The sequence below is a fragment of the Kocuria sp. 2SI genome, from assembly GCF_005502825.1.
Taxonomy (GTDB): domain Bacteria; phylum Actinomycetota; class Actinomycetes; order Actinomycetales; family Micrococcaceae; genus Kocuria; species Kocuria palustris.
On sequence record NZ_SCNB01000035.1, the window covers coordinates 1 to 12,938 of the forward strand.

Annotated in this window: 12 protein-coding genes; 2 read left to right on the forward strand and 10 right to left on the reverse strand. The window is 66.6% G+C overall.

Annotated elements, in window-relative coordinates; translation table 11 throughout:
* Positions 1–153: 153 nt before the first annotated feature.
* From FFS25_RS12795 to FFS25_RS12805, 3 genes are read right to left on the reverse strand one after another with little or no spacing between them, the layout of a single operon-like run.
* Positions 154–708, reverse strand: coding sequence for a hypothetical protein (locus FFS25_RS12795; protein ID WP_137803195.1), 555 nt, complete (start codon positions 706–708; stop codon positions 154–156).
* Positions 689–1,936 (reverse strand): cytochrome P450, encoded by a 1,248-nt coding sequence (locus tag FFS25_RS12800; protein ID WP_137803196.1) that lies wholly within the window; start codon positions 1,934–1,936, stop codon positions 689–691. The genes FFS25_RS12795 and FFS25_RS12800 overlap by 20 nt, the downstream gene beginning before the upstream one ends.
* A gap of 10 nt (positions 1,937–1,946) precedes the next feature.
* On the reverse strand, positions 1,947–2,579 hold the full coding sequence (locus tag FFS25_RS12805) for a hypothetical protein (RefSeq protein ID WP_137803197.1): 633 nt from the start codon (positions 2,577–2,579) through the stop codon (positions 1,947–1,949).
* Between the two features lie 203 nt (positions 2,580–2,782).
* On the opposite strand from FFS25_RS12805, the gene FFS25_RS12810 reads away from it, so the two are divergent.
* Positions 2,783–3,985 carry an AlbA family DNA-binding domain-containing protein gene (locus FFS25_RS12810; protein WP_137803198.1) on the forward strand — a complete coding sequence of 401 codons (1,203 nt, stop codon included), beginning with the start codon at positions 2,783–2,785 and terminating at the stop codon, positions 3,983–3,985.
* On the opposite strand, the gene FFS25_RS12815 is transcribed toward FFS25_RS12810, so the two are convergent.
* Complete coding sequence (locus FFS25_RS12815; protein ID WP_094452453.1) at positions 3,982–4,968, reverse strand: IS481 family transposase; 987 nt, start codon at positions 4,966–4,968, stop codon at positions 3,982–3,984. The two genes, FFS25_RS12810 and FFS25_RS12815, sit on opposite strands and share 4 nt — an antisense overlap.
* 68 nt (positions 4,969–5,036) lie before the next feature.
* Positions 5,037–5,909, reverse strand: coding sequence for a DMT family transporter (locus FFS25_RS12820; RefSeq protein ID WP_094452452.1), 873 nt, complete (start codon positions 5,907–5,909; stop codon positions 5,037–5,039).
* Positions 5,910–5,987: 78 nt separating this feature from the next.
* On the opposite strand from FFS25_RS12820, the gene FFS25_RS12825 reads away from it, so the two are divergent.
* Entirely contained in the window at positions 5,988–6,554 is a 567-nt protein-coding gene (locus FFS25_RS12825) for a TetR/AcrR family transcriptional regulator (RefSeq protein WP_094452451.1), read from the forward strand.
* Positions 6,555–6,595: 41 nt separating this feature from the next.
* Here the strand turns inward: FFS25_RS12825 and FFS25_RS12830 are convergent, their stop codons facing one another.
* From FFS25_RS12830 to FFS25_RS12845, 5 genes are read right to left on the reverse strand one after another with little or no spacing between them, the layout of a single operon-like run.
* Complete coding sequence (locus tag FFS25_RS12830; RefSeq protein ID WP_137803199.1) at positions 6,596–8,170, reverse strand: acyl-CoA dehydrogenase family protein; 1,575 nt, start codon at positions 8,168–8,170, stop codon at positions 6,596–6,598.
* Positions 8,167–9,189 (reverse strand): methyltransferase, encoded by a 1,023-nt coding sequence (locus FFS25_RS13475; protein WP_171004218.1) that lies wholly within the window; start codon positions 9,187–9,189, stop codon positions 8,167–8,169. Before FFS25_RS13475 ends, FFS25_RS12830 begins: the two co-directional genes overlap by 4 nt.
* Positions 9,186–9,953 carry an N-acetyltransferase gene (locus FFS25_RS13480; protein WP_171004219.1) on the reverse strand — a complete coding sequence of 256 codons (768 nt, stop codon included), beginning with the start codon at positions 9,951–9,953 and terminating at the stop codon, positions 9,186–9,188. Before FFS25_RS13480 ends, FFS25_RS13475 begins: the two co-directional genes overlap by 4 nt.
* Complete coding sequence (locus FFS25_RS12840) at positions 9,950–10,726, reverse strand: leucyl/phenylalanyl-tRNA--protein transferase (protein ID WP_137803201.1); 777 nt, start codon at positions 10,724–10,726, stop codon at positions 9,950–9,952. The genes FFS25_RS13480 and FFS25_RS12840 overlap by 4 nt, the downstream gene beginning before the upstream one ends.
* Positions 10,723–12,744, reverse strand: coding sequence for a thioester reductase domain-containing protein (locus FFS25_RS12845; RefSeq protein WP_171004220.1), 2,022 nt, complete (start codon positions 12,742–12,744; stop codon positions 10,723–10,725). Before FFS25_RS12845 ends, FFS25_RS12840 begins: the two co-directional genes overlap by 4 nt.
* Positions 12,745–12,938: the final 194 nt, after the last annotated feature.

The following is a 12,938-nucleotide window of genomic DNA, read 5'->3' on the forward strand; positions in this document are numbered from 1 at the left end:
ACTGCGCGATCGGCAACATCGCTCCGAACGCCTACGAAGCCGCCGCCTCCGCTACACTCCCGGAAGCGGCATAACCGAAATGACACCGTGTCCAAGATTCAGGGTCAAGGCCCGACGTCTGCTGAGCGCAGTCGTCGTGCCGACACGGGCTGATCAGTAACCTCCATCGCTCGCGGATGGTGTGGAGAGGGCGCTCTCGACGGCCTCGATGTCAACAGCCCGCCGTGCCGAGATCTCGTCCGTGTCCCATCGGTCGAGATCGAGGATCCAGAGCTCGAGCGGGCGCAGTTCCAGCAGGCGCTGCGGGCCTCCTCCGTCCAGCTGTGTGAGCGGGAGCGCTTGGGCCTGGGCTTCTGCCGGATCGGCGAACATCTGCTGGTAGAACGGCTCCACCACCGATGCCAGCTCCGTACCGGACAACGCGCGGCAGTCACCAGCCATCTGCAGCCCGTCAAGACCGTGCGCACTGCCGGGCAAGGTGGAGACAGTCGCTGCGGCGACTCCCGTACTGAGGACGTGCCGCGTGTGCTGCGCGGTGACCCCGGAACCGGCCACGAGTCGCAGCGGATGGGCAAACCAGGCGTACTGGAGCTGCGCCGCCCAGGGGCCCGAGTCCGGTGCGGCGGTGGCCATGGTCAGGTAGCCGGCACCTCGGATGATTCGCGCGGCGCGGGCAACGATCTCGCGGTCAGTGCTGTGCCCGGTCATGGGTGGCTCCGAGTCGCATGGGCAGTTCGAGCAGGTCGTTGCCGATGAAGGTCGGTCCGGCGTAATCGTTGATGTCACCGACGACCACCGCGTCGGGGAAGGCTTCGAAGAACAAGGTCACGGCGACCTCGGCCTCGAGGATGGCCAGGTGCGAGCCCGGGCAGCGGTGCACGCCGAGGCCGAACGCCAGATGCTCAGGAGTCTCCCGGTCCGGGTCGAAGCGTGTCGGGTCAGGGTTGATGTTCTCGTCTCTGCCCTGCCCGCCGTAGTTGAGCAAGATGGGTTCGCCGGCACGGATGATGACGCCGTCGCCGAGGTCGATGTCTGCCAGGGCCCACCGCATGGGCAGGTTCATCACGGGGCAGTCCTTGCGCAGAGACTCCTCGATCATGGGCCTGGGGTCAGCACCCTGTCGCAGGGCGTGGCGGGCATGCGGGCAGGCCGTGAGGTCGGCCAGGGCGTGGTCGATGAGGTTGATGGTGGTCTGGCTGCCTCCGCCGATCATGAGCAGCAATGTGGCGATGAGTTCGTCCTCGGTGAGGGGGTCGTCCTCTTTCTGACTCTCGGCGATGAGGATGCTGGTGAGGTCATCGCCAGGATGGGAGTGTTTCTCGTCGATGAGAGTGCGCATGGCGGTGAGCAGATCGGAATTGAGCTGGGTGGCTTCGTCTTCGCTGAGATCGTCGGTGCGGGCGACCAGGCGGAACACGCGCAGCACCTCGGACCGCTGGTGCCCGGGGATGCCGAGCAGGTCGCAGATGACCAGGGTGGGGATCTGGTAGGAGTACGCAGCGTGGACATCGACCGGGGCGTCGCCTACGTGGCGGGCGAGGTCGTCGAGGAGGCCACGCACCGTGTTCTCGATGGCCGGGCGCAGACGCTGGATGCGACGATATGTCAGCGACGGTACGACGACCCGGCGCAGTCGGGCGTGGTCGGCACCGTCCTTGGTCGTCATGTTCTGCAGATCGATCCACGGTGCCAGCCAGGGCACCTCGCCGCTCTCATAGGTGGGCACAGCACGGGTGACGTCGCGAGAGACGTCCGGGTGCGTGAGCAGATAGGAGACAGTCTCGCCGCGCACGACCGACCATGCGGTGAGCCCGTCGGGCAGTTCGACGGGCACGGCGGGGCCGAGGTCTCGGAGCTCTTCGGTCTTGGCGTACATGCAGGCACCGGATCTGCTGGGCAGAGTGGTCACGGGGGCGGTGTGAAACGGGATGGGCATGAGTATCTCCTTAGTCCGTCGGGTCCGGGGCGCACAGGGCGAGCATGCGTTGCCAGAAGAGGTCTTCGAAGACGGCAAGGTGCCTGGCCAGTTCCAGGGCCGGTGTCAGTGCCGCCGGCGGTGCTGTGGCGAGCAGGGCATCGATCGCCTGGATCTCGGCGTCATCGACGTGGCCGAAGTAGACGAAGTGCTCAAGCTGTTCGTCGGTGAACACCCCGGTCTCCGCCAGGACCTCACGCAGTTGCCGGTAGCAGCGCGTGGAGGCGTGCACGAGGTGGCGGAAGCAGACCGGATAGTCCCAGGGGCTACCGATGACGGCGATACGCGCGATGTGGGCGGGGTAAGCCATGGCGTAGACGTCCAACCCGCTCGCCGGCTCAGAGGGGCGGGGGTGGGCGCTGACGAACGGTTGCAGGAGGCGGTGTGCTTCCTGTTCGGACTGGTGGCTGAGCGTATAGAGCTCCGCGACCGCGGTGTTGTGGTGGCGGTCGGTCATGAGTTGGGTGGAGGCGACGTTCGAAGCCACGAGAGCGTCGAGATGAGCCGCCAGCGGGCCAAGATCGCCGGGGGTGATGCTGCCGGAGCTGATGGCGCGGGCCAGCGGGTTTTCGGCCAGGACGGCGTCCGGGATTGCTGCTGTCATCGGTGCACTCCGAGGTCGCTGAGGGAACGGGTGAACGCGCCCGGCAGGCCTGTCTGGGGGATGTTGACTAGCTGTACTGACCGGACACGTTGATTGATTGTCAGATCGCGGAGAGCCGGCTCCGCCTCAATCTCTGAGGATGTCTTCTGGCTCCGTCTGGTCAGCCGGGTATCTTGACCTTGTCAGCGGCGATTGGAGCAGGCATGGCTCAGCAGTACCTCGGCCCTGCGATGGGTGTGGTCTCCTTCTCTACCTGGTCGGAACTCGTTGAAGCAGCCGCGGGCGGTCTTCTCGAGGAGTCGGTCTGGTGCGAGTTGAAGGAGATGGCGACCCCGGCCGGAACTGCGAAGAAGGATGCCAATCTGGAGATGGCCCGCGACCTTGCCTCGCTCAGCGTCGACGGAGGGCTACTCATCTACGGGGTGCGCGACAGAGACTTCGAGGTCGTCGGCTGTGACACTGCCGGACTCGCCGACCGGATTGCCCAAGTGTCCGCGACTCGGATCCACCCACCGCTTTCGCCCACCATCCAGCCTGCACTGGTCCATCCCGACGATGACGCCCGGGCGGTCCTGGTCGTCCAGGTTCCCCCATCACCCTTGGCTCCCCACATGGTCGACGGCAGCTATTGGGGCCGGAGCAGCAACGGCAAGCGAAAGCTCGACGATGCAGAGGTGCGTCGGCTCTTGCTGCAGCGTGATCGGGGCGAGGACGCGTTCCTCTCCCGCCTGACAGGGATGGAGGCTCGTGACCCGCTGGTTGACTACATCGAGGGTCACCCCACTGGCAACGGACACATCTACCTTGTGGCCGAACCCTGTGTGCCGGTGGTGCGGAGCGAGGAGCCTCAGGGCTCGGCCGCTCTGCGCCAAGGGATCCGGCCGAGTGGCTGGCCCGGAACGGTGCCGGACTGCACGTATCGGGCCTTCGACCCCAAGGGTGAGGCGTATGCGTCGATCCCCGCGCATGGCGATCCTGTACGAAGCCAGTACGAGCGTGGGCTCTGCCACGTCTTGTTGAAGGACGACAGCTCCATCGAGGTGGTGTCCGGCGGTGGGACCGCGGAGTACGAGACCCAGCCAGGAAGACCGGCGAAGTTCCTGTTCGCTGGGCTCATCTCAGCACTGGCAGTGCAGACCCTGCAGTTGATCGAAAGCCGGTCACTGACTTGGGGATACACCGGGCCATGGCGGATCGGTCTTCGGGTGACCAAGACTCGCGGGACCATCTACAACAACAACGACGTCTTCAATCAAATGCCCACTTTCACAGCGGACGAATACATCAAGACCACGGTGGTCCAGGGCGTGGACACCAGGCCGCTCGAACAAGCCCAAGGCCTCCTGAAGGGGCTCTATCGGGGACTCGGGATCGAGTCCCAAACGGTCGACCAGATCGCCAACTAGGTTCGCTGCACCTGGGTGCCGGTCAAGCGCGAGAACGGCGGCTGGTTGCCGCAGGCGGTGTGGGGCCTGTGGTGGTTGTAGTAGTGCAGCCAGCCTTCGAGTTCCCCGCGGCGTTCCGTCTCGGAGGTGTAGCAGCGGGCGTAGGCCCAGCCGTCGGCCAGGGTGCGGTGGAAGCGCTCAATCTTCCCGTTGGTCTGCGGCCGATACGGCCTGGTGCGCTTGTGCCCGATGCCCAGTTCGGCGCAGGTGTCTCGCCACAGGTGTGAGCGGTAGGCGCTTCCATTGTCCGACAGGACCCGCTCAACGGTGACGCCACGCTGGTTGAACCATTCAACGGCCCGAACGAGGACGGCGGTGGCGGTGAGGGCGGTCTCGTCGTCGTGGATCTCGGCGTAGGCCACCCGGGAGTGGTCGTCGATGACCGTGTGGACGTAGGCCTTGCCCATCAACGGGTCCCGCCACTTGTTGCGCGGCTTGTCCGGTGTGGCGGCTCGGTTGCGGACGCCTTGTGGTCGGCCGACGTAGCGCCAGCCGCCGCCGTCGGGGATGTTGCCGAGCTTCTTCACGTCGACGTGCAGCATCGCGCCGGGGTGGTCGTGCTCGTAGCGGCGGACGGGCTCTCCGGTGGCGCGGTCGACGTGCGAGAGCCGGTTCAGGCGGGCGTCGGCCAAGATCCGGTGGACAGTGGACGGGGCGATCCCCAGTCGACAGGCCAACTGGACCGGGCCTTCGCGCAGGCGCAGCCGGAGCTGGATGCAGCGCTTCGTGGTGCTGTGGCTGGTCTTGTTCGGCGACCGGTGGGGCCGTGAGGAACGGTCCTGCATCGACTGGCCGGCTCGGTAGCGGTCGGCCCAGCGCTTCACGGTCGGCCAGGAGACCTGGAAGCGGGCGGCCACTTCACTGATCGGCCAGCCCTCGTCAACGACCAGACGAGCGACGATCAGTCGGTGCCGGGGGGTGAGAGCTGCATTCGTGTGGGTCATCGAAGACTTGTTCCTGGTGTTGACGAGGTGTCGAGGTGTACCGAGTCCGCCCGGTTTGGAGCCCGTGGTCAGGCCGTGTCTTGCTCACGGCGGTTGGTGCGTCTGGCCGCGAGGCCGACGCCGCTCAGGACGACCGCGAGCCCGATCCATTGCAGGGTCGAGGGTTGCTGGCCGAATATGGACCACGCCCACAGCATCGTTACGGGCGCAGTCAGGTAGAGCAGAGTGCTGGTCGTGGTGGCTCCCACCTGGCGGAGGCACCAGATGAACGTGGCGTAGCCACCGAGGCCGGACAAGAGCACCAGCCAGCTGATCGCCAGCACCAGTGTCCCCGTGACCTGGAGACGAAGCCCGTCGGTCAGGAGGGCGGCGCCGCTGAAGATCACGGCGGCCACGCTCACCTGCACGGTCAGACTGATCACCACTGGCACCTGGGGCTTCCACGAGCGTTCCAGTAGGGAAGCCATGGACAGCCCCAGCAGGCTCATCGCCACCAGGCCCACGCTTCCCGCCCCTGCCGTGCTGATGCCTCCCACGCTCAGGCTGACGCCGCCCAGGGCGATGAGCAGGCCAAACCACTGGAGGATGCGGACCCGATCGCCGAAGATGATCCGTCCCGCCGCGGTCACGATCAGCGGCTGAAGTGCACACACCAGCGCAGACAAGCCGGCATCCAGCCCCTGCCCAGCGGATAGGAAGACACCGCCCAGAAAGACCACGTGAGACAGGACGGCCAGGACGACCTGCTGCCACAACTCGCGTCGACTCAACGCGCGGAAAGAATGACGCAGCGAAGGAACCAGCAAACACCCGACGAGCAGAACAAGGGCAGTCACCAGATAACGCCACGCCAGCAGGGGCCACGTCCCCACACCTATCCGGTCCGCCAGCGTCGCCCCGACGAACCCGGAACTCCACGCCACCACGAACGCCACACACATGACCCATCGCATCCGATTAGATAAACACACCGGTCGGTATACTGTCAGTGCACTCAAGCCAGCTGAGGGGACGAGACCATGGACATTGACCTTGAGGTCTTCGAGCCTGTCGACACCACACCGGTCGGTCATAGCATCCTCGATGCTGCTGCCGAGCTCTTCCGTGACCGCGGGATCACAGCCACCGGTGTCGACAGCATCGTCGAGCGTGCAGGAACCACAAAGAGGACCTTGTACCAGCGCTACGGATCCAAGGATCGGTTGGTGGCCTGCTACCTGCAACAACGCGCGCACGCCTGGCAGGGCGAACTCCTGGAAGCGTTGACCGGCGCATCCCCAGCCGAAGGCCTGGACGTCGTCTACCGGCACACTGCCCAGTGGGCGACCGGCACCCCCCGTGGTTGCGCTTTCGTCAACGCATGGGCCGAGATCGGCGCTAGCGACCATGAGGCCGCCGATTTCATCCGGGCGGAGAAGGCCTGGATGCTGGCCTTATTTACGCAGATTGCTAGTGGCGACCAGAACACGGGGACCCTGCTGCACCTGCTCTATGAAGGCGCACAGGTCAGCGCGTCAATCCAAGGAGACCCGAAGGTGTTCACCCAAGCCTGCGCCGCATCACAGGAACTCCTCGTCCGACGGTGAGGAGTTCTCCCGCACGACGAGACCGAATCGCGTTTCGCTCCTCAACCAACGTGTCCGGTCAGTACAACTAGCTCGGTGGCCAGTGTGCGCTTCCGCTGAAGGTGGGAGGGGTTGGAGAGGGTGTGCAGGTGGGCGTCGATGCGGCGGTGTAGCTCCTCGGCTGCTGTCTCCCATGCCGTGGTGGCCGCATGGTCGTCCTCGCCGAGGTGCCGTCGGTACCGATCCAGGCAAGCGAGGGCGAACAGCTCCAGAGCGCAGTCAACGGCGCTTGCTCTCACCCATGGGTCGGCGGGCTCGCGGGCGATCGCGTGGTGCAGGCGGGACACCTGTTCGGCGATACCCCCGGTGGCCGTCGTCGGCGCCGTCGTGGAGGTGGTGCTCGGGGGTTGGGCGAGGAGGTCTTTGAGCATCTCGGTGGAGCTGTCGAAGATGCGGGTGACGCGGGTGTCGCGCCAGAGTCGTTCGATGGGCCAGGGTGTGGCCTCGCGGGATCGTGCCGAGGCCGCGGTTTCGTAGCCGCGTCCGCCGACCAGTTGCATCACCGTGTCGGTCGCGCGGTTCGCTGCCTCGCTGACGATGAGCTTGGCGGCTTCGCTGTCGGTCGGCGCGCAGTGCTCATCGAGGGCATGCCAGGTCACGGCGTTGGCGATCAGTGCCTCGACCATTAGGGTGGAGAGGTGGTGCTGGGTCTGGGGGTGGGTGTGCAGTCCGCGACGGGTCTGCCGGTCTTCGCCAGCCCACGCCACGGCCTGCTGGAGGCAGGCGAGGATCGTCGTCAGTCCCGCCACTGGCAGGGCGGCACGGCACTGGCTCAGGCAGGTCAGGGCGACCTCGACGCCGTTGCCCTCCCCGCCGATGACCCGGTCGGCAGGGATGCGGGCGTCTTCGAAGGCCAGTCGGCCGTTGGGCAGGCCGTGCATGCCGGCGAAGCGGCTCTGGGGGCCACGCGCGACTCCGGGGTCATCGGCGGTGATCAGCAAGGCAGTGATCCCGCCCGGTGAGTCCTTGGTGGCGGCGAGGTCGACCAGGACGATCATGTGGGTGGCAATCGTGGCGTTGGTGATCCACGTCTTGGTGCCGGTGACCCGATAGGTGCCCGCCTCGGCATCGAAGAAGGCGGTGGTTCGCAGGGGTCCGCTGCCGTAGCCGAGCTCGGGCTCGTTGAGCGCGAAGGCCGAGACTTGTTCGGTCAGCTGCGGCAGGTAGCGGTCACGCTGTGCCTCGGTGCCGAATTCCAAGAGGGGCCGGACGGCGCCGATGACCTGGTGAGCGGCGATGACCTCGCACAGGCTCGCATGCGCGGAGGTGAGTACGGAGAGCACGGCGAGCAGGCAGGCATCGGAGAACCCCAGCCCGCCGTAGCGAGTCGGGATCGTGATCCGGAAAGCTCCCAGCTGCGCAAGCTCCTCAAGGAGATCTGCGGGTACCTGGGTACGGGATTCGATGCGCTCTGCCACATCCTGTCGGGAGCACCAGTCGGTGATGCGCGCAACGAAGCGGGCTTCCTCGGGTGACAGCGTGGTGCGGGTGTGCGGCTGGTCCGGGTTGGGGACGTGCCCGCTGAGGATCTGGTCGATGACGGAGTTCGGGTCGTAGTCTCGGGTCGGTGTGGTCATCGGCGCGGTCCCAGTTCGACGGCGGTCAGCGGTCCGAGCCGCTGGTGGCGCAGCTCTGCGGTGTCGAACCCTGCCTGATCGAGCAGTGCCGTGAGGTCGGCGAGGGTGCGCTCGCGGCCGCCGCTGATGACGAGCATGCACACATCGGTCAGATACCCCACGGCCGCCTCGTCGGTGTAGTCGTCGGGCAGGAAGTTGCCGATGATGATCAGGCGTGCTCCGTCCGGGATCTGCTCTTTGCACGTGGAGAGGAGGGCCAGGGCGTGCTCGTCGTCCCAGTCTTGGAGGACGCTCTTGATGATGTACGTCGTCCCGTCCGGTGGGACCGTTGCGAAGAAGTCTCCGCCGATGCTGGTGCACCGGTCGGTCAGGCCGGCACGGGTGATGACGTCGTTGGCGGCGGCGATCCCGGCGGGGCTGTCGAAGACGATGCCGGTCGCCGTCGGTGCGCTCTGCAGCACGGTGGTCAGGAAGGTGCCGTCCCCACCGCCGATGTCGATGACGGTCTCGTCCTCCCCGATGGTGGTCAGCGCAGCTGCGGACTCGGCGGTGGCGGTGGCTTCTTCCTGCATGGCCTGATTGAACAGGGAGTTCGCGGCAGTGTCCTGGCCGAGATAGTCATAGACCGGCTGGTGGTATTCGCGGTCGAACCCAGCTTCGCCGGTGAGGACCGAAGTCTCGAGGTGGTCCCAGGCGCGCTGGAATAAGGGGCTGGTGAAGTTCTCGGCGAAGGCCGCCAAAGAGCCGGGCTTGCCGGGCACCAGGACGGTCCCGAAGCGAGTGTTGTGCAGCGCAGGCCCGCGCTGTTCGATCAGCCCGGCGTAGCGCAGCAGGTTCAGGACACGGGCGAGGTGCTCGGCCGGTGCGCTGGTCCGGGTGGCCAGCTCCTCCAGCGTCATCCCGGGGGCCTCATCCAGGTGGGTGAAGACGGCGAGGTGTCCTGCTGCGCGGATGGCGTCGGAGACCATGTAGCCGCCGATGAGGCGGATGACGGTGTCGCGTTCTTGGAGGCTCGTCATGATCCCTGTCCTTCCTCGGCGGGGGTGTCGGTGAGGCGGTGTCTGACCCAGACGTTGGGTTCGATGTAGACGGCGTAGTCGAGGTCTGCGTTGACGTAGACCGGGGCGATGCCGCCATCGACGGTGGTCAGTCCGGTGGTGGTGAAGGGTTGCGTGGTCCAGGTCCGCCAGGTCGCCAGGGGTGCGGAGATGGTCATGGAGGTGTGGCTGAGTGCGATGATGCGCCCGCCGATCCGTTCGTGGATGCGCAGCCAGTTGTCGGCGCGCTGCCCATCGTCTCGGCGACGCTCGACGTAGTCCTCGATGGGCATCTCGGGGAACTCGGTCTTGCCGCTGGGGCGGACCGGGGCGATGAAGTACTCGAACCCGGCAGTGCGAGCGTGATCGCGCAAGGCGGTGAAGACGGCCTGGGACAGGCCGCGGCCAGTGTAACCGGTGTCGATGCCGGCTTCGAGCGCGCACAGCGTGTTCAGCTCGGCCCGGTTGTAGGTATCGGTCGCCGATTGCTCGATGACTCCGTCCCAACCGCGGCGCGGAAGCGTCTGCGCCTCCCCGTCCCAGTGCAGGGGCAGAGAGGCGGCGCGGGCGATCGGGGTATCGCCGTCGAGCACGATGAGCTGGTGCTCGGCATGGGCATGGATGCCCCATTCCACCAGCAGCCGGGTGGGTTCGATGAACGCCGGCCAGGGGATGTCCAGGTCCAAGAATGCCGGCAGCAAGTCCGGGCGCTGGGCGAGGGAAAAGGTCTGGATGGGGTCTGTCATGTCGTCACCAACTCTGCGATGTGTTCGGCGGAGCGCCGCTCGTGGGGAATGTGGACTGGATTCTCGCCGAGCCGATGCAGGGATTCGAGATAGGCGGCGCGAGGCATCGGGGTTGCTCCCAGGTTCGTTGCGTGCTGGGAGTCGTACTGGAAGTCGAAGAGACGGCCTCCACCTTGCAGGAAGCGTGTCATGAGGTCGACGACGGCGATCTTCCCGGCACCCTCGACGAGGGTGAATTGGGAGTCGGCGGAGAAGACCGCACCGAGTTGGAGGCCGAAGACTCCGCCGATCAGCTCTCCGTCGTGCCAGACTTCGCAGCTGTGGGCCAGCCCCTGCTCATGGAGTTCCTGTAGGGACGCGTGGAGGGTGTCGGTGATCCAGGTGCTCTGGTGTGTCTGGGCGCAGGCGGTGACGACCTGGTCGAAGGCGGCATTGATGCTTGTGCGCCACTCTGCGCGGCGTCGGGCGAGGCGGCGCATGGTCCGTCCGGTGCGGCGGGTGGTCAGCTTTGCCACGGGTCGGGGGTCCGGGTTGAGCCAGGCGACCGAGTAGGGCTCGGATGACTGCTCGTTGACGACGAGGCTGCCGCTGTCGGCATCATCGGCGTAGCGGATCTCGTTGAGCATGGTCTCCTCGTAGGAGGAGGCGGGGAAGCAGTAGAAGCCGTGGGAGGCCGCGGCGTGGATGTTCGATGCTGACAGGTCAGCGTCGAAGGCCACGGGCCCGGTGGCTGGGAGGGTGCCGCGGCTGAGCGCGGTCCAGTCGAGACTCATAGGAACTCCTTTCGCTCCAGGAAGTCGAGGTAGCGGTCGATCAGCTCGGCGTCGACATCGGGGAAGGTGATGTCGGTGCCGGCCAGGGCCTGCTCGACGTTGGTTCGGGTGAAGGCGGGGAACGTGTCCTCGAGGTACATCTCGGCCACGCTCATCTGTCCGCTGGGGCACTTGTCGATGAACAGGGGCGCGAACGGGGTCATCGGGTGTTCGGGGTTGGTGACCGCCAGGTCGATCATCTGAGCGACCCAGTCCGCCCAGGGGATCTCGGTGACGGTGGTGCCGCGAGCCTGCAGACGCTGCTGGAGCAGCGAGATGGGGGCCTTGTGCGGGTTCGTCAGGTGGTAGACCTGCCCGGTGGCCGGTTCGTGGGTGGCGATGTGGACCAGGGCGTCGGCGAAGACGTCGACCGGGGTGTAGTCCATTGGCAGCTCGGCGTGCGGGATGGCACCGATGTCACGGATGAACCGCTTCATGCAGCACATCTCGGTGGTGGCGTTCCAGGTGCCCCGGGTGCTGTGCCCGGAGATGTCGGCGGCCCGGTAGATGGCCACCGGCAGCCCCGCCTGTGCGGCGTCGTGGACCAGGTGTTCAGCGACCCACTTGCTTTCGGCGTAGCCGACACCGAGTTGGTCGAGGTGATCCAGCGGGGCGTTCTCGCTGATGGTGCGTGTACCGGCGACGCCCTGGCCGGCGACGACGGCCATCGTGGAGACGTAGTGGAACGCGATGCCATGTGTTGCTGCCAGTCGTAGCAGCTCGTAGGTGCCATCGACGTTGGCCGCTTTCATCTGCGCATAGGGGTAGATGAAGTTGACCGTTCCGCCGGAGTGGACCACGAGGTTGGTGCGCTCGGTCAGCGCCTCGAAGTCGGTCGTCTCCAGCCCGAGGCACGGTTGGGCGAGGTCACCGAGGACGACGTCGATGCGGTCCTCATCCTCGGCGCAAACGTCCGGGGCGGAGCCGTAGGTCTTCCAGGCGGTACGCAGTCGCTGGCGTGCGGCGTCCTCGGATGAGGCGCGCACCAGGCAGGCCACCCGGGCCGGGGTCGAAGCGAGCAGTCGTGGCAGCAGGTGCGAGCCCAGGAAGCCGGTCGCGCCGGTGAGCAGGATGGTGGAGGTCTCTCCCAGTTCCGGCGGGTCCGTGCTCGGAGCGGAGCCGTCGAGAGTGATGGAACGTTGCAGGTCTGCCTGCATGGTGGTGCGGGGATCGGTGCCTGCTTCGAGGGCTCCGGCGCGGGCGTGTGCGACGGCCTGGCAGTAGCTGGTGAAGTACGGGTCTTTGAGCAGCCGCTCGATCAGGGCCCGGACGAATCGGACGTGGATGCCGAGGCTGGACCGGGTGCGGGCGACGCGTTCGGCAGCGGCGATGGAGGTGCCGCCGGCGTCGAAGAAGGACAGCCCGAGTTGGTGGCGGGCGATGCCAAGGACCTCGGTCCAGATGCCTGCCACCGCGTGCTCGATCGCCAAATCCAGTTCGACGGTGGTGTCTGAGGTCTCGGCAGGGCGCGCGTCGAGGTCGGCGGCCAGGGCCTTGTAGTCGGTCTTGCCGTGGGCGGTCTGCGGCAGTGAGTCCACCACGGTGGCGGTATTGGGAACGGCGTGCGCCGGGAGCGCGGCACTCACATGCTCCCGTGCGGCCTTGCTGCCGGGGTCGGGGCGTCCTGGGGCGACCGTGTAGAAGGCATGCAGCCGGGTCCTCTCGCTGTCGCCGAGTACGGCGGCGTCGCCGATGGCGTCGTGGCTGCGCAGGATGTTCTCGACTTCTTCCGGGTCGACGCGGAAGCCGCGGATCTTCAGCTGCCGGTCGGCGCGCCCGGTGATGAGCAGGCCGGAATCCGGGTCCAGGCTGCCGGTGTCCCCGGTGAGGTAGAAAGGGTGGCCCTCGAGCGTGACGGTCGGCAGCGGGTCGAGGCCGGCTGTTCCGTGCGTGGTGCCCAATGCCAGACGCCCGGAGACAGCGACGTCTCCGCTGTGACCGTCGGCTACCGGGGCACCGTGGGTATCGAGTATGCGCACGTCGGCACCGTCGAGGGGGTGGCCGACGGCAGCGGGACCGTCGTCGAGGGCGTTGATGTCAGGGACTTCGGACAGGCAGGAGGTGAATCGCCCCGGGTTTAATGGAGACATCGATAACCCGGAAGGATGGGCGGCATGGTCGCACCACGAAAGTACCCCGACGAGCTACGCGAGCGAGCCACGAGGATGGCGAT